The sequence below is a fragment of the Methylotenera mobilis JLW8 genome, assembly GCF_000023705.1.
Classification (GTDB): Bacteria; Pseudomonadota; Gammaproteobacteria; order Burkholderiales; family Methylophilaceae; genus Methylotenera; species Methylotenera mobilis.
In genome coordinates, this window is the sequence record NC_012968.1 from 1,436,624 (window position 1) to 1,457,936 (window position 21,313).

General features: G+C 43.3%; 17 protein-coding genes and 3 tRNA genes. 7 read left to right on the forward strand and 13 right to left on the reverse strand.

Going from position 1 to position 21,313, the window contains the following annotated elements; translation table 11 throughout:
* Positions 1-186: 186 nt before the first annotated feature.
* The 3 genes from MMOL_RS06660 to MMOL_RS06670 form a co-directional block, all read right to left on the reverse strand.
* Positions 187-1,593 (reverse strand): MFS transporter, encoded by a 1,407-nt coding sequence (locus tag MMOL_RS06660; RefSeq protein ID WP_015832254.1) that lies wholly within the window; start codon positions 1,591-1,593, stop codon positions 187-189.
* A 79-nt stretch (positions 1,594-1,672) separates the two neighbouring features.
* Entirely contained in the window at positions 1,673-2,575 is a 903-nt protein-coding gene (locus MMOL_RS06665) for an alpha/beta fold hydrolase (RefSeq protein ID WP_015832255.1), read from the reverse strand.
* 52 nt (positions 2,576-2,627) lie between these two features.
* Complete coding sequence (locus MMOL_RS06670; RefSeq protein WP_015832256.1) at positions 2,628-3,425, reverse strand: SDR family NAD(P)-dependent oxidoreductase; 798 nt, start codon at positions 3,423-3,425, stop codon at positions 2,628-2,630.
* 107 nt (positions 3,426-3,532) lie between these two features.
* Here MMOL_RS06670 and MMOL_RS06675 point away from each other — a divergent pair, with 107 nt between their 5' ends.
* Positions 3,533-4,153 carry a TetR/AcrR family transcriptional regulator gene (locus tag MMOL_RS06675; RefSeq protein WP_015832257.1) on the forward strand — a complete coding sequence of 207 codons (621 nt, stop codon included), beginning with the start codon at positions 3,533-3,535 and terminating at the stop codon, positions 4,151-4,153.
* Positions 4,154-4,362: 209 nt separating this feature from the next.
* Here the strand turns inward: MMOL_RS06675 and MMOL_RS06680 are convergent, their stop codons facing one another.
* The 8 genes from MMOL_RS06680 to tig form a co-directional block, all read right to left on the reverse strand.
* A complete protein-coding gene (locus MMOL_RS06680) occupies positions 4,363-6,261 on the reverse strand; it encodes a SurA N-terminal domain-containing protein (RefSeq protein ID WP_015832258.1) in 1,899 nt (632 codons plus the stop codon).
* A gap of 274 nt (positions 6,262-6,535) precedes the next feature.
* A tRNA-Asp gene (locus MMOL_RS06685) sits at positions 6,536-6,612 on the reverse strand.
* A 162-nt stretch (positions 6,613-6,774) separates the two neighbouring features.
* Positions 6,775-6,850 (reverse strand) — tRNA-Val (locus tag MMOL_RS06690).
* 19 nt (positions 6,851-6,869) lie between these two features.
* On the reverse strand, positions 6,870-7,142 hold the full coding sequence (locus MMOL_RS06695; RefSeq protein ID WP_015832259.1) for an HU family DNA-binding protein: 273 nt from the start codon (positions 7,140-7,142) through the stop codon (positions 6,870-6,872).
* A gap of 141 nt (positions 7,143-7,283) precedes the next feature.
* Positions 7,284-9,731 carry an endopeptidase La gene (gene lon, locus MMOL_RS06700; protein ID WP_015832260.1) on the reverse strand — a complete coding sequence of 816 codons (2,448 nt, stop codon included), beginning with the start codon at positions 9,729-9,731 and terminating at the stop codon, positions 7,284-7,286.
* A gap of 413 nt (positions 9,732-10,144) precedes the next feature.
* A complete protein-coding gene (gene clpX / locus MMOL_RS06705; protein ID WP_015832261.1) occupies positions 10,145-11,425 on the reverse strand; it encodes an ATP-dependent Clp protease ATP-binding subunit ClpX in 1,281 nt (426 codons plus the stop codon).
* Between the two features lie 97 nt (positions 11,426-11,522).
* Positions 11,523-12,167, reverse strand: coding sequence for an ATP-dependent Clp endopeptidase proteolytic subunit ClpP (gene clpP, locus MMOL_RS06710; RefSeq protein WP_015832262.1), 645 nt, complete (start codon positions 12,165-12,167; stop codon positions 11,523-11,525).
* On the reverse strand, positions 12,168-13,472 hold the full coding sequence (gene tig / locus MMOL_RS06715) for a trigger factor (RefSeq protein WP_015832263.1): 1,305 nt from the start codon (positions 13,470-13,472) through the stop codon (positions 12,168-12,170).
* A gap of 793 nt (positions 13,473-14,265) precedes the next feature.
* Between tig and MMOL_RS06720 the strand changes: the two genes are divergently transcribed.
* The gene (locus MMOL_RS06720) at positions 14,266-14,907 is read left to right on the forward strand and encodes a hypothetical protein (RefSeq protein ID WP_015832264.1); all 642 of its coding nucleotides are present in this window, start codon (positions 14,266-14,268) and stop codon (positions 14,905-14,907) included.
* Positions 14,908-15,033: 126 nt separating this feature from the next.
* On the opposite strand, the gene MMOL_RS06725 is transcribed toward MMOL_RS06720, so the two are convergent.
* The gene (locus MMOL_RS06725) at positions 15,034-15,564 is read right to left on the reverse strand and encodes a Spy/CpxP family protein refolding chaperone (RefSeq protein WP_015832265.1); all 531 of its coding nucleotides are present in this window, start codon (positions 15,562-15,564) and stop codon (positions 15,034-15,036) included.
* Between the two features lie 196 nt (positions 15,565-15,760).
* Between MMOL_RS06725 and MMOL_RS06735 the strand changes: the two genes are divergently transcribed.
* Together MMOL_RS06735 and MMOL_RS06740 are read left to right on the forward strand one after the other, a co-directional pair.
* Positions 15,761-16,468 (forward strand): response regulator transcription factor, encoded by a 708-nt coding sequence (locus tag MMOL_RS06735; protein ID WP_015832266.1) that lies wholly within the window; start codon positions 15,761-15,763, stop codon positions 16,466-16,468.
* Positions 16,465-17,895 (forward strand): sensor histidine kinase, encoded by a 1,431-nt coding sequence (locus tag MMOL_RS06740; protein WP_041928550.1) that lies wholly within the window; start codon positions 16,465-16,467, stop codon positions 17,893-17,895. Before MMOL_RS06735 ends, MMOL_RS06740 begins: the two co-directional genes overlap by 4 nt.
* A gap of 210 nt (positions 17,896-18,105) precedes the next feature.
* Here MMOL_RS06740 and MMOL_RS06745 read toward each other — a convergent pair.
* Positions 18,106-18,190: transfer RNA gene (locus MMOL_RS06745), tRNA-Leu, on the reverse strand.
* Positions 18,191-18,434: 244 nt separating this feature from the next.
* On the opposite strand from MMOL_RS06745, the gene MMOL_RS06750 reads away from it, so the two are divergent.
* From MMOL_RS06750 to MMOL_RS06760, 3 genes are read left to right on the forward strand one after another with little or no spacing between them, the layout of a single operon-like run.
* The gene (locus MMOL_RS06750) at positions 18,435-18,683 is read left to right on the forward strand and encodes a hypothetical protein (protein ID WP_015832268.1); all 249 of its coding nucleotides are present in this window, start codon (positions 18,435-18,437) and stop codon (positions 18,681-18,683) included.
* Positions 18,684-18,712: 29 nt separating this feature from the next.
* On the forward strand, positions 18,713-20,158 hold the full coding sequence (locus MMOL_RS06755; RefSeq protein ID WP_015832269.1) for a TolC family protein: 1,446 nt from the start codon (positions 18,713-18,715) through the stop codon (positions 20,156-20,158).
* A gap of 45 nt (positions 20,159-20,203) precedes the next feature.
* Positions 20,204-21,268 carry an efflux RND transporter periplasmic adaptor subunit gene (locus tag MMOL_RS06760; RefSeq protein ID WP_015832270.1) on the forward strand — a complete coding sequence of 355 codons (1,065 nt, stop codon included), beginning with the start codon at positions 20,204-20,206 and terminating at the stop codon, positions 21,266-21,268.
* Positions 21,269-21,313 lie beyond the last annotated feature (45 nt).

Sequence of the window (21,313 nt, forward strand, 5' to 3'; positions counted from 1 at the left end):
TTTTTTGTTGTCTTCGATCAGTAGGTCTAGCTAAACAGTACTAAGTTAAACTATAGCGTATAGCTGAATGAGTCCGTCAGTGCTGCGATAAGCATGGTATAAACAAGGCTATATATCTATCACACCGTGTGTAGTACAGTAATAATGATTTTCATATCTCTATCTTTTAATTCATAACATTAAGGCTTAGTGAGTCACTGCTTTAGGGTGCGTATTGATTGGAATGCACAATAGCATGCTGGTGAGCGCCAACATAATGTGTATAGAGTACATGCGATGAAAGTCAGCAATTTGTAAATCATATTTTGCTAACAACAATACGGTGATAGAAACGCCAATGACTGTACCAATCTGACGCACGGCGTGATTGATTGCGCTGCCCACCGCGTAATCTTTTGTAGGTAGCCCGAACACAGAAGCCGCAGATAATGAAGGCAATACTAACCCTACCGACAATCCACTCAATAGCAAGCCTGGTAGCCACTCTGTTACATAATTAGGGCTGGCGTCTGGCACCGTCATAAACCACAAGCTACTTAATGCATAAGTGATGGTGCCTGTAATGAGTAATGGTCGATGCCCTATTTTTGAAGCGATCTTGCCTGAGATAATTGCTGTAGGCACCACGGTTAACGGGCCAGGCATAATGGAAGCCCCTGCCAGAAACTGACTAAAGTGCCAAATATTTTTCATCCAGAAAAAGAATGAAAAAAACATAATGGCGAATGCAATCGCAAATACAAACCCTGCCACATTGGAAAATAAAAACGTTTTGTGCTTAAACAAACTAAGTTCAAACAGTGGTTCAGCATTCGCATTTGCCCAAGGAATATAGCTCAGCAAAATAACCAATCCCACAACGGCAATGCTGGTTAGCTCCAATTTTGACCAACTAACAGAATTAAGCTCAACAATGCTAAATGCAACCGCACCAACACCAATCATGAGCTGCAATACGCCAACCCAGTCTAAGCGCATTTTATCTCTTAGTTGTACAGACTCCTGAAGCGTAGCTACGCTTTGCCAAATACAAAACAAGCCAATCGGAATGTTGATAAAGAATGCCCACTGCCATCCACCCAACTCAATAATCAGTGATCCAATACCGGGTCCTAAAGCTGCAGCCAATGCACCCACGGCACCCCAAGCTCCCATCACCACCATACGCTTTTCTCTAGGGAAGGCTTCCAGCACTATTGCCAATGCCGCAGGCGATAGTAAACATGCTCCTATCGATTGAACAACCCTAGCCACGATCAACCAAAATACACTAGGTGAAGCGCCGCAAGCAAAGGAAGCTGTCACAAAAAGTAGCACACCAACGAGGAATACCTTTTTTCTGCCATACTTGTCGGCAATACCTCCGGCAGGAATCAGCATAGCCGCATAGACAATTGAATATGCATTCATCGCCCACGATAAGTCAGCCGCTGTCGATGTAGGAAAACTGTGCAAGATATTGTTAAACCCTGCGTATAGTACCGTGGTATCGAGCGACACCATAAAAATCGCAATACAGGTAATCGCAAATACACGCCATGCGTTTGCCATTACTTTATCGTTAGTAATATATGTCGCATCAACTAGTGCCATGTTTTATCTCGGGTAAATAGAAAATGTTATTGGCCACAATCTTTACTAGATGTGGCCAGCCTTAAATAAGCAACTAAAATTAATGGTCTAAAAAATAGTTAGTCGTATTGACGAATGCATCGTGATACTGAAAAATAGAGCCATGATTTGAATCTGGGTACAGCACCAATTGCGCATTTTCTAATTGCTTGTACATGGTGATGGACCCTTCAGTATTCAGCATTGTGTCATTACTGCCTGTTACCACTAATACAGGCTGATGAATTGCTTTAAGTGTTTTGTAATGATCAGGCGTACTGGTCCACATAATCAAAGCCTTGCCATGCGCATCTGCTATTTCTTTACCACTTTCCGGATCCCGATCTTTGGTTCTTGCATAGACTCTAGACAAAAACTCTGCGCCGGCTTTTTTGCCTGCATCTGTTTGGGAGAAAAATAAATAATCACGTGGATCAGGTGCATTGGCCCTAGAGAAAGCCTCGCCAAGTACCTGCATTAAATTGTTGCCGCCGCCTTGATAGGTCGTTCCTGCAAGAATCACCTTATGGACTAACTTAGGATGTTGAGCTGCCAACTCCTGTGCAATAAAACCACCCATAGAGAAACCTAATAAATCGACTTGCTTATAACCAAGTGCTTGAATAAAGGCATAAGCATCAGTTGTCATTTGACCGATATTGTCAGCGACCACACCGTTTGTAGCACCAACACCTCTGTTGTTAAATACCACTACAGGGCGGGTTTTTGCTAAAGTATTTACAACAGCCGGATCCCACGCATCCATTGTTCCCGTAAAGTGCTGCAAAAACACCAAAGGCGTACCTGACGTTGGCCCTAAAGTACGATATGAGAACTTAATACCATTGGCTTCTATATATCGTGTGGGCACATCTTCTAACTTTTCTGATGCCAAGGCAATGCTAGGCTCAATAATAGAAAATGCAGCAGTGATTAATAATAGTGACTTTAATAATTTAGTCATGTTTATCTCTTTTATATTGAATGTATATTTTTGAAAAAAGTGTATTTAATTTTTAGTTGATATAGCGTGTTGCGGGCGTGGTATGAGATAAGTTAGGCGCCAAGTTTTTACGGGCAGCCTCTAGCGCTTGCCAATCTGCAATATTAGGTAGTGATGGGATCGTAACCACTTCACCTAAATCAAACCCGGCTAGCGCAGCATCTACCAACGTTTCCGGCTGCATCACTATTTGTGATGGAAGATTGCTAATAGGTAACCCCCCTTTATCCCAGAATGGAGTGTCAATCGCACCAGGCAACACGGCTTGCACTCTAATACCCTTATCAGATAACTCATGATGCATTGACTGCGTGAAGTTAACGACATAAGCTTTTGACCCGCTATATGCACCATTCAGCAGCTCAGGTGCCAGCGCAACGATTGATGCAATATTGATAATTGCACCATTACCACGCGCAATGAAGCTAGGCACAACAGCGGCAGATAACCTAGTCAATGCAATCACATTTAAATCTATCATAGCTTCGATTGCATTCATGTTTGATTCTGCTAGCGTAGTGACCGCACCCAGACCAGCGTTATTCACTAATAGAGAAATGTTTTCATCTGAGCGCAAAATATTTTCCACCTGGATTAACTGCACTTTATTGGTTAAATCGGCTGGAACAATCTCTACTCCAACTTTATATTTGCTCTTTAGATCATCTGCCACTTGAGTAAGCTTAGCCTCATCGCGTGCAACTAAAATCAAGTCATAACCGCGCTGAGCAATACGGTCAGCATAGATAGCACCCATACCAGTTGATGCTCCTGTTACTAGGGCTTTCCCTTGTTTTACTGCCTTATTCATATCCTAACTCCTGTGAAATTTATATTTAAATACCGATTGGTAAATAAATAGTATTTAATCGCACTTGCTTTGTCAATCTTTTTTTGTAACAATTGGTATATTATTTAATGAACAGTTTAATCATGACCATTGAAACCAAAAAAACACGCGGCCGCCCTAGAGTATTTGATACGGATGAAGCGCTAGAAAAAGCATTGCAAATCTTTTGGAATAGAGGCTATGAAGGCGCCTCTTTGGCAGAACTAACAGAAGTTTTAGGCATTAATAAGCCGAGCATGTATGCCGCATTTGGTAATAAAGAAGAGCTGTTCAAAAAGGCGCTGACAAGATATACAACATATCACGTCGCATTTGTAAGAGAGGTCATCAAAATGCCTACCGCCTATGAAGTAGCGCAGAGTTTCTTATATCAGGCTGCTGAGTTTTTAACCGACTCATCACACCCCAAGGGATGCATGATTGTACAAGGTGCACTATCTAGCGGCGAAGGTGCAGAGTTGGTGAAAGCTATACTCATACAATATAGAGCCTCGTATGAGAGTTTATTAACAGAACGTTTTGAAAAAGCAAAAATAGATGGAGACTTAACCAACGATGCCAACTCTAAGTGTTTGGCAAAGTACCTTGCAGCATTGCATCAGGGCATGTCGGTACAAGCCACCAGTGGCGCATCTAAAGATGAACTGATAGAAATAGCTAACTTAGCACTTAATGCTTGGCCGCGTTAAATGAAGCTTGAGTAATTAGTAAGATAAGTCTTCTAGATAAAGTAATACAAGACGAATAATGAAGGTAAATAGATAGTTGAGCTAGAATAAAAAAACAGGGATATTATTTTTAAATAATATCCCTGTTTTTACAGCTTAAACTTATGACACCAGCTAAACACTGGCACCACCATTGGTAGAATGGCCTCATCCCGAGGCCATCAATATCATTAGTGACTAGTATTTTCTAACAGCAAACGTTGGTTAACCGTCACTTTAGCTTTTTCACGCAACGATTGCTTATACGCTGACAAGTATTCATCTACTAACACTTGGCTCAGCTCACCTTTAGCTGTTTTCACTGATTCAGCATCAGCAATACTCTCTGTATCCACTGCAATGATTTTTACAATCAAGTAGCCAAGTTTGCTGTCCGCCAAGCCAGAATAAGCTGGCAACTTGCTCACATCAGTTTTAAATACTTGCGTCATCGCTAATTGTGTCAGGCCTTGTGCATTTTTACGGTCAACCTTCACCTCTGGGATCCAGTCTAAATTCGCTACTGAACCGCCAGCACGTAAGGTTTTCAACGCTTCCTCACCCTTAGCAATTGCCAATTTTGAAGCAGCTTCCAGTTTAAGCAAGTCTTCAATACCTGCTTTTACCGCATCAAATGTTTTTGTCGCTGCAGGTTTGTACTCTAGCACACGAGCTGAAACCAAGTTGTTAGGTGAAATCTCAACAGCCTCGGTGTTACGGTGTTCTTTGATAGACTCTGGTGAGAAAATCAAACTAACAATTTTATCGTTCTTAAAGAACTTAGCCGCTTCTTCACGTGAAGTCCAACCTGAAAGCTGTAACTGGCCGCCAAACATTTTAGCAACAGGCGCTAAGCTATCCGATTGCTCATAAACTGCATTGCTAAAGCTTTCTGCTTTTTCCACAAACTCAGCCTGCGCTTTTTGGAAAATCAAATCACCTTTAATTTGCGCTTTCAATGACTCAAAATCAGAGCCTTGACCGGTAATTTCCGTTACTTTGATAATGTGGTAACCAAATTCAGACTCCACTAAATCACTAACTTCATTCACCTTCATTTTGAACGCAGCTTCTTCAAATGGTTTTACCATTGCGCCACGGCCAAAACTACCCAAATCACCGCCTTTAGTAGCAGAGCCAGGGTCTTGTGAGTTTTTAATCGCTAACTCTTCAAAAGACTTAGGATTCTTTTTAATAGTATCTAACAAAGCCTGCGCTTTATTTTTAGCCTCTTGTTTTTGCTCTGGTGTGGCATTCACACCAAAACCAATCAAGATATGACTAGCACGTCTTTGCTCATTGCCTTTGAATTTAGCTGAGTTTTCATCGTAATAACGCTTCACTTCAGCATCGTCTACTTTAATACCCGGCACCAAGCTGCTTGCAGATAATAACAAGAACTCAATTTTCACTTGCTCAGGGTCACGTAGCTTGTCTTTATGCTTATCGTAGTAAGCTTTTACCTCTTCTGGAGATACTTTAACTTGGTCTAAATAGTCCTTAGTTTTAAGCTCAGACACAGTAACTACACGTTTTTGATTTAACAGTTTTAATGTTTTGTCTGCACGCGCGGTAGAGATAAAACCAAGCTTAGCGATACCATCCTGCGCTTGCTGCGCTAATAAAGTCGCGCGAATCTCCGCCTCAAATTTTTTCGGGGTATATCTGTTTTGCTGCAACAGCTCATCGTACAACTCTTGTGAAAATTTACCGTCTTTTTGGAAAGATGGCATCGCCGTAATATAAGTTGCTAACTGTGCATCGCTAATTTTATAGTTAGCGCGTTGAATTTCTTTTTCTAGCAATTGTTCATTAATCAACTGATCCAACACCATTGCTTTCACTTCAGGGTTGTCCAATTGCGCCTGATCTGCTTTCCCTTCAGCCTGCATCCGACTACGTAAATTCTGCATTGCATTTGCATATGCTTGCACAGAGATTTCGCTACCATCAACTTTTGCAATTGCCGCATTATTACCGGCTTGGCTCAAATAAGAGTCAATCCCAAATAAAGCAAAAGGCACAGTAATGAAAGCTAATATAGCTTTCCCTACCCAGCCTTTAGCTACAGAACGGATACCATCTAACATAAAGTTCTCTTCTTAAAATATGCTGAAAAATCATTAAAAATGTAAAAGCTTACAATCGAAAATCAACCACAAGCCAAGGGTCATTAATATATCACAAGTTATAGTTGAAACATGATTAGAGTGAGTAATAACAAGAGATTAGCACAACAAGTTATGATGACTAATCATCAGACTTAACACATAAAAAAGAGATGCTAGGGAATTGAGATGCCTAGAAAAAAGCATTAGGTAAGATAGAAATAAAAAAGCGAGCCTAATGGCTCGCTTTTTTATTTGGCGGAGTGGACGGGACTCGAACCCGCGACCCCCGGCGTGACAGGCCGGTATTCTAACCAACTGAACTACCACTCCATAACTCAGTATATTATTTTAATAACATACCTAAAAATTTGCGCTTCTAATTATTGCAGTGATTAACACTACAAATTTTTTACAAAATAAAGAGCGCCTAAATTACCAGCACTCTGAATTTATAAAATTAGAAACGGCTTAGTCACATTATAGCTGGTTTTTTGGTGGGTGCTAACGGGGTCGAACCGCTGACATTCGCCTTGTAAGGGCGACGCTCTACCAACTGAGCTAAGCACCCTGCCTAACCAACGAAAACGCTAGTTTACAGCATCTTTAAGCGCTTTACCAGCCCTAAATTTAGGAGAATTTGCAGCTTGTATTTTAATTGTCTCGCCTGTGCGTGGATTACGGCCATTACGAGCCTCGCGTTTACCTACATAAAACGTACCAAAGCCAATCAATGTTACTAGATCACCTTTTTTAATTGCTTTTGTTATTGCAGCAGTTGTTGCATCTAGCGCACGACCAGCAGCAGCTTTTGAAATACCTGCGGCACTAGCAATCTCGTCAATTAGTTCTGATTTATTCACGTGTAATCCCCTCTCAAGGTTTATTAAATAAAATAACAACTTCGGCAGACAGTCTTAGGTAACAAACTACCCGTATCAACTTTATATCAAGCCAACAAAGGCCGTGTCAAGCGTTAATACGGGTTAAAACACACTTATTTTTTAATGTTTAGTGGTTTCTAGTGCAAGCTCTGATTTTTCCTTAGCGTTATCAGTAGCTTGAACCTCATTCGCAACACCAACCGCCTCTGAACGCGGCACCGGTTTTGCAGCTAAAGCTAGCGCTAATACGTCATCGATCCATTGCACAGGGTGGATATCCAGATGGTTTTTAATGTTTTCCGGTATATCAGCCAAGTCTTTCACGTTTTGTTGTGGAATCAACACGGTTTTAATACCACCACGATGCGCAGCCAACAGTTTTTCTTTCAAGCCGCCAATTGGTAATACTTCACCACGCAAGGTAATCTCACCCGTCATCGCCACATCAGCACGCACAGGAATACCAGTCAAAATTGAAACCAGCGCGGTAGTAATGGCAATACCTGCACTTGGTCCGTCTTTTGGCGTAGCACCCTCTGGGAAGTGGATATGAATGTCATGCTCTTCGTAAAAATTACCCTCTATACCTAAGCGTTCAGCGCGACTACGCACTACACTCATCGCGGCCTGGGTAGATTCTTTCATCACATCACCAAGCTTACCTGTAGTTGTGGTTTTACCTTTACCTGGTAACAGTACTGCTTCAATAGTTAGCAATTCGCCACCTACAGAAGTCCACGCCAGGCCTGTTACTTGGCCCACTTGGTTCTCTTTGGCTGCAACACCAAAGTCGTAACGCTGCACACCTAAATATTTATCCAGATTTTTCGGTGTCACATTAATCTTTTTAGGTGCTTTTGCGCCCTGCTTCGCTTTAGTCGTGAGCAATTCCTTTACCACTTTGCGGCAAACTTTCGCCACTTCTTGCTCTAATCTACGCACACCAGCTTCGCGTGTATAAAAACGTACGATGTCACGAATCGCGGGTTCTGAAATATGCACTTCCAGTTCATTCAGACCATGTGATTTAAGCTGTTTAGGTAACAAATAACGCATCGCGATATTTACTTTTTCATCTTCGGTGTAACCAGAAAGATTAATGATTTCCATACGATCCAGCAAAGGCGCAGGAATATTCATTGAGTTTGCTGTCGCCACAAACATCACATCGGACAAATCGTACTCAACCTCTATGTAGTGATCCGCAAATGTATGGTTTTGCTCTGGATCCAGCACCTCTAACAAGGCTGAAGATGGGTCACCTCTAAAGTCTTGGCCCAACTTATCCACTTCATCCAACAGGAATAATGGGTTTTTCACGCCTACCTTGGACATGCTTTGCAGAATTTTGCCTGGCATAGAGCCAATGTAAGTACGTCTATGGCCGCGAATCTCAGATTCATCGCGCACGCCGCCCAGCGCCATGCGAATGAACTTTCTATTCACCGCTTTAGCAATGCTTTGTCCTAATGAAGTTTTACCAACACCAGGAGGCCCCACCAAGCACAGAATAGGTGCTTTAATTTTGTCTACACGTTGTTGTACTGCGAGGTACTCAACGATACGCTCTTTCACTTTTTCCAGACCAAAATGGTCATCGTCCAATACTGCTTCGGCTTTGACTAAATCTTTGCTGATTTTGGTTTTTTTCTTCCAAGGCAAGTTGATCAAGGTGTCAATGTAGTTACGCACCACAGAAGCCTCTGCAGACATAGGCGACATCAGTTTTAGCTTTTTAAGCTCACTAGACACTTTAGCCAGTGCTTCTTTAGGCATACGAGCTTCATCAATGCGCTTTTCAAGCTCATCCATTTCGGCGTTTTCGTCTTGCTCGCCTAACTCTTTTTGAATCGCTTTCACTTGCTCATTCAAATAGTATTCACGCTGTGTTTTTTCCATCTGGCGTTTTACACGGCCACGGATACGCTTTTCTACCTGAAGGATGTCAATTTCACCCTCCATCAGGCGTAGCAAGTGCTCCAAGCGCTCGGCAACATCAATCATCTCCAGGATTTTTTGCTTTTCTTCCAGCTTCAAGGTGAGATGCGCAGCGATAGTATCGGCTAGGCGGCTCGCCTCATCAATGCTGGCAAGTGAAGTGAGAATCTCTGGTGGAATTTTTTTATTCAGCTTAACGTACTGGTCAAACTGCGCAAACACGGTGCGCATCAATGCTTGGATTTCCACATCGCTTACAGACTCTGCGATTAACTCTGCACGTGCGGCAAAGCATTCATCAGTTTCTGTGAATTCGCTGACACGTGCACGCTGTACGCCCTCAACCAGCACTTTTACTGTGCCGTCTGGCAGCTTAAGCATTTGCAGCACAGTCGCTACTGTGCCAACCTCATGTAAGTCGCTGGCCTCAGGGTCATCTTTATTGGCAGACTTTTGCGCAACCAATAAAATTTGCTTATTGCCTTCTGACGCAATCTCAAGGGCTTTAACAGACTTCGTGCGCCCAACAAAAAGAGGGATAACCAAGTGCGGATATACAACGACATCACGCAAAGGTAATAATGGCAATAAGCCACTATCTGGATTGTATGAAGGTAATGATTGTGCCATGTGTAAACTTCCAAAATTAAGCTAAGAGTTAAGCCCAAGTGAGCTTATATACTGATTGATGGGGATAACTATTAACAGTTCAAGTATTTATTAGTATTTAACACTAAATTTAGCAAGTAATTGTAAAAAGTTTAAAGAAATTTGATGGTTGCATAGCAAAATCCAGCTAGACATAGATACTAAATTACTAGGTTGATATAGCTAGATTGATGAGCATCATGGTCGCATCTAGACTAATGAGCGCAGTCAATGCACCACAAGTGTAAAACGAGAGCATTTAAGTGTAATATGAATTAAGTACGTTAAATTTGAAAGACATGCCCTAGAAAGCTAATACATACAAAACTGAGCCACAAAAAAACTAGACCCCAAAAAAACTAAAAAGCCAGCAATTTAAGTTGCTGGCTTTTTAGTTAAGCTGAAGCCTCGTCGGCTGGCTTGTCCTCATAAATTAACAGCGGTGGGCTATCACCTCGAATTACACCGTCATCAATCACCACTTTACTCAAGTTCTTCAATGATGGTAATTCGTACATCACTTCCAGTAGCGAATGTTCCATGATAGAACGCAGACCACGTGCGCCAGTTTTACGTTCTAATGCTTTTTTCGCAATTAGTAATAAAGCAGACTCTCTGAACTCTAAATCAACACCTTCCATTTTAAACAACTTGATATATTGTTTAGTCAGTGCATTTTTTGGCTCAGTGAGAATCGTCATTAAAGCTGCTTCATCGAGTGACTCTAATGTAGCAACTACCGGCAAGCGGCCGATAAACTCAGGAATTAAACCAAATTTAATAAGATCTTCTGGCTCTACATCGCGTAATACCGCGCCAACTTCACGCACATCAGCTTTGCTTTTCACTTCTGCGCCAAAACCAATACCACCTTTTTCAGAGCGTAGGCGAATGACTTTTTCCAAACCATCAAATGCGCCACCGCAAATAAACAAGATATTGGTAGTGTCTAACTGCACAAACTCTTGATTAGGATGCTTGCGACCACCTTGTGGCGGGATTGAAGCAACCGTACCTTCAATCAATTTCAACAACGCTTGTTGCACACCCTCACCAGACACATCGCGCGTGATGGATGGGTTGTCTGATTTACGTGAAATCTTGTCTACTTCGTCAATATACACAATGCCGCGCTGCGCTTTTTCAGTATCGTAATCACACTTTTGCAGCAGTTTTTGCATGATGTTTTCTACGTCTTCACCGACATAACCAGCTTCGGTTAACGTAGTGGCGTCAGCCATGACAAACGGCACATCTAGCAGTCTTGCCAGTGTTTGCGCCAATAAGGTTTTACCTGAACCCGTAGGCCCAATCAGCAGAATATTGCTTTTTGCAATTTCCACTTCATCTTTTTGACCACCGTTAGCAAGGTTGTTATGACCAAGGCGTTTGTAATGATTATAAACAGCAACCGCTAAGTTCTTCTTGGCTTGCGTTTGACCAATCACGTACTGATCTAATATTTTGCAAATTTCCTGCGGGGTAGGCAGGCTGGTGTCAGTGGATTTCAATCCATCTGAATTTTGAATTTCTTCTTTGATGATGTCATTGCACAAATCTACGCATTCATTACAAATGAATACAGATGGGCCTGCTATCAGCTTTTTTACTTCATGTTGGCTTTTGCCACAAAATGAGCAATAAAGTAATTTATCGTCGTCGGCTTTAGTCGCCATTTAGTATTTCCTAAAGTAGTGTTGCGCGCTGATTGACAGGCGTCTAGCCCACTGAATCTCTTCAATGAGCATAGTCGCCTATAATCAAATTAATAGTTTAAACAGCTTCGTTACGGCTACCGATGACTTTGTCGATTAATCCATAAGCGACAGATTGCTCTGCGCTCATAAAGTTATCGCGCTCTGTATCGCGGTCGATTTCTTCTGCTGTTCTACCTGTATGATGGGCTAAGATATCATTCAGTTTCGCACGTAAGTAAAGAATTTCTTTCGCGTGAATCTCGATATCTGAAGACTGTCCTTGAAACCCACCAGAAGGCTGATGGATCATAATGCGAGAGTTTGGCAAACTGTAACGTTTATCTTTTGCCCCAGCCGCTAATAAAAACGCACCCATACTCGCCGCTTGGCCAATACATAAAGTGCTCACGTCTGGTTTGATGAACTGCATTGTGTCGTAGATAGACATACCCGCTGTTACTGAACCGCCTGGTGAGTTAATGTAGAGCGAGATATCTTTATCTGGGTTTTCTGCCTCCAGGAACAATAGCTGCGCAACCACTAAGTTCGCAGACATATCGTTCACAGGGCCAACCAAGAAAATCACGCGCTCTTTTAACAAGCGCGAGTAGATATCAAATGAACGCTCACCGCGACCACTTTGCTCAATCACCATTGGGATGTAGCCCAAACCAGTGGTGATTAACTCAGATTGAGCTTGAGGTTGCAGGTGCTTATTCATTTACGCGTTTCCCATTAGATCATCAAATTTAACTTTTTTATCAGTCACTTTAGCTTGAGACAACACCCAGCTCACTGCGTTCTCTTCAGTTGCTAATGCAGCAGGTTCGTCTAAACGTTTGTGGTCCGCATAGTACCAAGTTACTACATCCGCTGGACGCTCAAAGCTTTGTGAGAATACATCTACCATTGCACGCACTTGGTCTGCATTTGCATGCAGGCCATTTGTGTTAATCAACTCACCTAGTAGCAAGCGTAGTTTAGTGCTGCGTTTTGCTTGATCTTCAAACATTGCAGGCTCTAACTGGATGTTAGCTAAATCTGCACCACGTTGTTTCAGATTTTGCTGCGTTGTTTGCATCATGCGATTGATTTCAGTTTCTAGCAAAATACGTGGAATATCAAAATCTGCTGATTCCACTAACGCTTGGAATACTTGCTCTTTTAATTTTGCGCTTACACGTTTAGCTACTTCTTGCTTTAGGCTTTCAGCAACTTCTGCTTTCATTTTTTCAACGTCGCCATCTTCAACGCCTAAGCTCTTTGCAAATTCCGCATCCACTTCTGGCAATACTGGCTGAGAAACAGAAACAAAAGTCACTTCATAACCAACTGTTTTACCAGCTAATTGTGCTGGGTTGTGGTCTTCAGGGTAAGTAATGTCGAACTTCTTAGTTGCGCCAGTTTTACCACCGATTAACTCGTCGTCAAATGCAGACATACGGCCAGCTTCACCTAGCACTAAATCAATACCGTTATCACCGGTAGACTCAACTTCTTCGCCATCCATAAAGGCTTTTAACGTTACGTTAACGCGGTCACCTTTTTTAGCTGCGCGTTTTACTGGCTCAAACTTAACGCGTTGTTTTACTAACACGTCTAAAGTTTTTTTCACGTCAGCTTCGCCAACTTCAAGCACTGGGCGTTCGATTTTAACTTTTGACAAATCACCCAACACAACTTCTGGGAATACTTCAAATGTTGCTGTGTATTCTAGTGTTTCTGATGCAGCATCAAATGGTTTGTGTTGAATATTAGGGAAGCCGGCAACACGCAACTTTGCTTCATCTACAGCTTCACCAAAGCTTTTTTCTACTGCTGCTGAGTAAACCTCATCACGTACTTGATTGCCGTAATGTTGGTTAACCAAGCCCATAGGCGCTTTACCTGGTCTAAAACCAGAAAATTTTGCAGTACGTGCAACTTGATTTAATCTTTGTTTAATTTGCGCCTCTAGCGGTTGCAAAGGAACGCTGATAGAAATTCTACGTTCAAGATTGCTGAGGGTTTCAACATTCAGAGCCATGCTGTCATTCCTAAATTCTTAACTGCACATCACAAATAAGCGTCCGTTATGAAGCGCTATCTACAATCATGCTATTTATAAAGTAAAGTGGGGACGAAAAAGTTATCGTTTGCTATCACACCAGATGGTATCTAGATATCAAACTAGTCTTTAACGCCTACAACCTATTTTGTCACTTAATGTTTTAATAGACTCAGGTAGATTACCTGAAAAATTCAAAACCTTACTCAACAATTAAGGTTGAAAGACTGTGGATGTTACACAAGAAAACCCATGAAGTCTAGATGAATAAAGCAAGTAAAAAACATATATAAATATAGGGATTAGGCCTATTTATAAAAATTGATGCATAGCGCGAATCAGTTTTTGCAAAACAGTCACTTAATCATGGATTTGACCCCTCACTACGGTCTTAGCGCCATACAAACAATCAACACTATCTAATCACAACCTAATCACAACCGCCATGATGCGAACCTTTACACAACCTTACAAAAGTTTACATCTATTTCAATAACATACTATTTGTCGATACTGCGTTGAAAATTGCGGCTAAAAAACAGTAACTAAAAACAAGCACAGCACTTTTAACTTAACCCAAACCACTGAAACTAAACAAGACTTGAGTTTAGAGCCGCACACATTAAACATGCTGACATAGCCAGTAGCGACATAGTTACCGATGGCAAATTGAACAGGTTTGCGCTTCATAAAGCAAAAGACTAAGCATCGCATGCTGTTTGATTAGTACAGGTAGCGTTTTTAAAGTTTCATTTATTTAGGAGCGATTAAGATGACCAGTATTAATAGTATTTCATCCTCAAGCAACATATACCAAACCTCACAAGTGAGCTCTGGCACTACAGCGGCACGATTCAAACCAGACGATGCGTCGCATCACGGTAAAGATGGCGGTGTATTGCTAGGCGCTATTGATAGCGCCCTTAAAGCTGCCGGCATCAGCGGCGGTCTTTCATCTATATTAAAAGAAACTGACAGTACAAGTACATCATCTACCAGCAATACTGAATCAAGCACAGACACAGCCTCCACAACCGATGCTAGTTCTGCGCTAAGTGAATTTATGGCCAATCTGATGGCAGCGTTACAGTCACAAAATGGCAAAAGCGTTGATGCTTCGTCAGAAACCAGCGATATGCCACCGCCACCTCCTCCACCAATGGGCATGGGTAAAGGTGATATAGAAGACAAACTGCAAAGCTTGATTGCACAACTAAACAATGCAAGCAGCATCACATCCAGTAATAGCACCGATACAGGCAGTGATGCATTAAGCACCAGTTTTAGCGACCTAATGAGTGCATTGGGCAAACAATCTTCCACCAGCAGTGATTTGGAAGCGTTTTTACAAGCACTATCAAGCAAGTTATCAGGCCAGGGCTCAGCTGGCAATGTAATTGATACGAAAGCTTAAGCCGGCTATAACGCAACCTCATCTATATAATGCAGCTAGTAGCTAGATTGGATGCACCCTAGCCAACCACTAGCTGCAGTTATTCATAGCACCGATTAGTATCCGCTGCTTTGTATCACGCCTAGCTTACAGCAAGCGCTCTAGCTTTTTGGTTTGATCTGAGCCGTGATGAAATCTGCTTTTGCTAAAGCCTTCAGCATGATGCTGTCTCATTTCAGCCAGCTGTTTACGTTGCTCTGGGCTCAAAATCAAAAAGATCTGATTATCTGTAGAAGCACGATTAAACATAGACTCCTGCTCAATTTCTGCTAACTTTTCTGTAAGCTGCTTGGCTTTATCGCTATCAAACGTAGCAGAGTTGGACAGCGCTCTTAGCTCAGTCATTAACTGCTCACGCTGCTTCTCAGATTGTCTGATTTTTGGCACTTGCGGATAAACAATTTCGAACACTTTATCTTGCTGGCTATCAGACAAGTTCAACGCAGACAAGTGCGGTGGCAAGCCTCTTGCGCCAAATGCATCATGCGGGAGTCTTCCTGCACCATGTGATTTTAGCGCATGCTCACAACGGTCACGCTTCACTGGATCAGCCTGCGAAGCTAAAGGAATAGCCATTGTGGCTAATGCTAATACTAAAATTGGGGTTGCGATTTTCATTTACAGTCTCCTGATGAATAAATTAAGTATCATGGTTGGAACATGACCAATCAAATGACAGTTGCATTTTGCCTTGGTCGCTTGTAAATGCAGGTTAAGCAATAGTAAAGTTAGGTAAATGTCCAGCAACACTATTGTCGCGAGCTTAGTGTCGTCGTTATGATGTTGTATCTTTATAATGATTTTCCATGCCGCCATGCACAAAATACTGCTAATTGATGATGATATTGAGCTCACCGCAATGCTTAAAGAGTTTTTATGCACGGAGGGTTTTGACGTAACCACCGCTAGCGATGGCGTTAGCGGTGCGCAGCTTGCCCTTAGCAATCAATTTGACCTCGCGGTGCTAGATGTCATGATGCCTAAAATGAATGGCATTGAAACGCTAGGCCTCATCCGAAAAAGCAGCCAAATTCCGGTAATCATGCTCACTGCCAGAGGAGACGAGTCTGATCGGTTCTTTGGCCTAGAGCTAGGTGCGGATGATTATGTACCTAAGCCATGCACACCGCGTGAGCTCACTGCGCGCATTCGTGCGATATTGAGGCGCGCAAAACCAACGCAAGAAAGCTTACAAACCGAGAGCCAGCTCACTGTCGGCGACCTCACCATTTGGCCGGAACAACGCCGCGTAGAGTTAGACGGCAATACCATCAACCTCACCAGCACCGAATTTAACTTGCTAGAAGTACTGGCTAAGAATGCCGGTCATGTCGTAAGTAAGAAAGAACTGGCCAAACTAGGCATGGGCAAACCGCTGGCAAGATTTGATCGCAGCATAGACGTACACATGAGCAGTATTAGGCAAAAAATTGGCACACTGAAAGATGGTAGAGACTGTATCCAAACCGTGTATCGCATGGGCTATCAGCTCATTAAAACACTACCGATTAAATCATCATGAACAGGCTATTCTGGAAGTTCTTTATGTTCCTGCTGGTGGCTCAGCTCACCGCGGTCACTGGGGTCAGTGTTGCAATCTGGCTACAACATCGCCATGAGGCCTTGCAAAGTACTGGGGTGGAAATGTCACCGCCAGCACGTTCATTGGTGGAAGCTTCAGCCTCCACACTGCAATTTGGCGGTGTAGAAGCACTCAGGCATTTATTGCAAAGCTGGCAAAAACGCCCAATGCCGCAGCTACTGGCGATAGATAACAAAGGGCAAGAACTATTACAGCGCAGCTACACCAAGGCAAGCTTTGATACGGCCATTGCATTAGTGCGCGAAGACCAGCGTCAACGTCATGTAAAACAGATAAAACTGAACAATGGGCAATCATTTTTGCTGTTTGTACCGGACAATGGGCGCCCCTCCGTCGTTGCACCAGCTCCTACCGAGCGTAGCCACAATCACCGGAGCCCTGTAAGCGATGCACGCATGCCAGCCGCGGACAATATGGAACAATACAGAAGCGCACCGCACAGGCCGCCGGTACGCTTTCCGTTAATGCCATTATTAGGCGGTGTTGTTGTAAGCTTTTTATTTGCAGCACTGCTGGCTTGGTATTTTTCTAAGCCGATTAACATTTTACGTAGTGCATTTGAGCAGGCGTCCCATGGCAAACTGGATGTGCGCGTCGCCAACGCGATGGGTGGGCGGCGCGATGAGCTTTCAGACCTAGGCCATGATTTTGACGCAATGGCATCGCGCCTGGAAAGCTTACTGCAAAGTCAGACCAAGCTACTGCACCATGTTTCTCATGAGCTGCGCTCGCCGCTTGCCAGAATCCAAATGGCGCTAGGGCTAGTAACACAAGCACCACACAAGATTACCGAATTTATTGACCGCATCACGCTAGAAGCCAACCGTATGGATGGATTAATCGGAGAACTACTCACACTCTCAAGGCTAGAGTCAGGTGCCGTGCAAATTAAAAAGGAAACGCTGGCGTTAAATCAGCTTCTGCATAGCATAGTGGAAGACGCCCAATTTGAGGCAGCATCTAAAGATATCAAGCTAGGCATGAACTTAGCGCGTGAATATTCGCTGCAAGGACAGCCAGACCTGCTATATCGAGCAATTGAAAACGTAGTGCGCAATGCCATTAAGTATAGCCCTGAGCACAGCGCGATTGACATCAACTGCCATCAAGACGCGACAGATGACTGCCTTCACATCACAGTAACAGACGAAGGCGCTGGTGTTGACGCACTAGAACTGGAGGATATATTCAAACCGTTTGTGAGGGGCGTTTCCGGCAGCCAAACCGTAGGGCATGGCGTTGGGCTGGCCATCACCAAGCAAGTAATTGAAGCGCATGGCGGACATGTACGTGCAGACAATCTCAGCCCGAATGGCTTTAGAATTGAGATCGCTCTACCCGGCTAAGCTCAGACACGACTAAGTTAAGGAGAAATCACCGCTAAGCGAGCAGTCCAATTGACGCCAGCGAGCTATTGCTCAGCAATCGTGCCAGTGGCAAAGCAATTATTAGCCTGGAAAATTGTTGAGCTAGAAAGTTAACCTAGAAATAAGAAAACCCCACTATTCAATGACCAAAGTCACAAATAAATGGGGTTCCAATTTACTGCTAAATTCTGGTGCGAAAGGAGAGACTCGAACTCTCACGCCTCACGGCGCTGGAACCTAAATCCAGTGCGTCTACCAATTCCGCCACTCTCGCAAGGTAGTGTTTGAATAACGTTTAAGTGCTGTCGTTCAAACAAGGACGCCATTGTATATCAAGTTATCCCATTCCGAAAAGGGATAATACAAAAAATATGCTATTTATTTTCAGATTGCCATTTTTAGACCATTTTGAATCATGAATAATCTGTTTAAGCTTGGAATATCTAGCAGTACGGCTAATGATTGTGAGAAAATACACTTAGTACTATACTCAACTTATAAATAAAAGTTATTCCATTATGCCAAACACAATCAATCAAAACGAAATCAACATGCTGCGCACCGAGCTTGAGCTCCTTATGCGCGAGCGACAAGCTTTATTAAAGATTGCTGGCGTTGCTGCTGGGTTAATTGCTGAAATGGATAGTCATAACTTACCTATTGCCACCGTTGAAGCAGCGGATATTCTTGCAACCTCCATCAATCAATTAAGTGAAGAAACGCTACAGGATGCATTAGATGCAGTACATGCAGAAATTGTAAGTTAGCTTTAAAGCACGACTAACCCAATCGGCGCATGCATTTAATCTCTTGCAAAGTTAGATTTCAATTTCTGCACACTAGTCTCTGGCTAGCATGCCTGCCGCTGACATTATCAGCATGCGGCTTTGTGGAGTACTTTGCCAAGCCGATTGACCAGCAAGCGCTGATTCACAAGATTGAAAGCAAGCATCCTGACAATGCGGAATTTAAGCAGTATTTAGCTGACAACAACTACACACCGAGCACTTTCCCGATTAAGCAGTGGAATTTAGATGAACTCATCTATTGCGCACTGTTTTTCCACCCGAATTTAGACCTGGCACGTGCGCAATGGCGTGCCGCTGAAGCAGCGCAAACCACTGCAGGTGCTAGGCCATTGCCCACGCTTAGTGGCAACTATGGCAAAAGCGACAATGTCAACGGTGATATTAGCCCTTACACTTACGGCTTAAGCATAGACATCCCGGTTATCACAGCCAATAAGCTCCACATTCGCATTGAAAATGCACAGCACTTGTCTGAGGCCGCCAAGTTGGATGTGGCGCAAACAGCATGGAGTCTGCGTGCACAAGTGGCCACCACTTATTACGAACTGCAATTTAACCAAGCGCAAATACGGGCGCTATCGCAAGAGCTAGCCTACCGCCAAGACATTGTTGCTGTGTACCAAAAGCGTCAAGACTTAGGCTTAGCTTCTAAAGTTGAATTAAGTCATGCCAAACTTTTGCTGCAAACCACCAATACAGACTTAAACACGCAACAACAAAACAAACTGGTGCTCACCACCAAGCTGGCCAGCAATCTAGGCTTGCCGTTAAGTTTGGTGCAGCAAATGACATTTGCTGAAACACATAGCGCGGAAAGCATCATCGAGAACGCGCCTTCAGACTTGCTAGCTAACGCACAATCCGCCGCTTTATTAAACCGCTTGGATTTACGTGCGGCACTAGAGCGCTACGCAGTTGCAGAAGGCAAGCTCAAACTGGAGATCGCAAAGCAATACCCCGACCTTACTTTCAGCCCGTCCTACACCTATGAGTTTGGCAGTCAGGTGTGGTCATTAGGCTTATCCGGTTTGATGACCATACTGAATAAAAACAAGTACGCAATTGCTGAGGCTACGCAACTGCGTGAAGTAGAGGCCGCGCAGTTCGAAGCTTTACAAAGCCGTGTGATTAGCGAGACACATGCAGCGCGGGCTAAATTGACACAAACCCAGCAGTCACTGGCTGATTACAAAAGACTGTACGCCCTGCAGCAAGATAATACCAATCGTATGCAACACTTATTTGCAGGTGGTGAAATTGATAGACTAGAACTCACCATGGCAAAGCTTGAAGACTTAATGTCTGAGAAAAGCGTCTTGCTTGCCAACTTCCAACTGTACAGCTCCATTAACAATCTGGAAAACACCTTACAGCACCCTTTGCATGAACTGGGCAACCAACCTAACGCTTTAAATGCTGTGCGCACCGATTGATAAGCTGAGGCGCTAAATCCTAGCCGCATGATGGAGAAAAACTGAATGAATCGTAAACTTGCCATTATTATAGGCTTACAAGCTTTTTTAATTGTTTTGTTGTTCTGGCTATTAGTCTTTTATGGCAAAGATGAATTTGAGACTATTTCTGAACAAACGGAAGAAGAAATTGAAACCATCAGCCGTGTTGCCAATAAAGATGGCATAGCCGTTGTCAGCGTGAGCCCTGCCGCGCAAAAGCAAAGCGATATATTCACGGCGCAACTCAAGGCCAGCTCGCATCAGGCCAGCATCAGTACATATGGTAATGTAGTGAGCATTGACGGTCTGATCGAACTGCGCAATCGTTATTTGGCAGTGAAGTCTGAAATTGACGTGTTAAAAGCATCGTTTAACCATAATAAAAATGAGTTAGAACGCTTTAGAGCGCTGAATCAAGACAACAAAAACATATCCGATAAAGTAGTAGCTAATGCCGCAGCCACTGCAAAAGCGGATGAGACAAAAATCACCGCAGCAGAGTCCAACGCCAGAAATATTGTAGACAGCATGCGCCAACTGTGGGGCGACACACTGGCACAACAGGCAACCAAACCGCAAGCCAGTGAGTTGCTGCAAGCGCTTATCTCCAATAAAAAAGTGCTGATTCAAACCACACTGCCGTTTGACGCTGCTGAGCCGCAAGCCAATAGCAGCATCACCATTGCGCCAACCGCCGCGCCGTCACACACCATGCGCGCTGACTACATCTCCCCTGCCCCTATCACCAATAGCACGATACAAGGTAAAACCTACTTTTACCACGCGGTGACCAATGAGTTGCGTACCGGCATGCAAATCAATGCCGTGACCGCCACATCTAACAAGAAGAGCAGCGGCGTGGTGATCCCTAACAACGCTATTATTTGGTATGCAGGAAAGCCGTGGGTATACCAAAAAACCGGAGATGCTGCATTTAAACGCAAGCCGATACAAACCGACATTGAGGTGGAAAATGGCTGGTTTTACCAAGGTAACCTAAAAGCCAATGATGAGGTGGTGGTTAGCGGCGCGCAGTTATTGCTATCAGAAGAGTTCAAATCACAAATCATGAACGAGAACGATGACTAGCACGCTGCTTTAAGCGCATTTAGATAAAAAATAATGCGGCACACC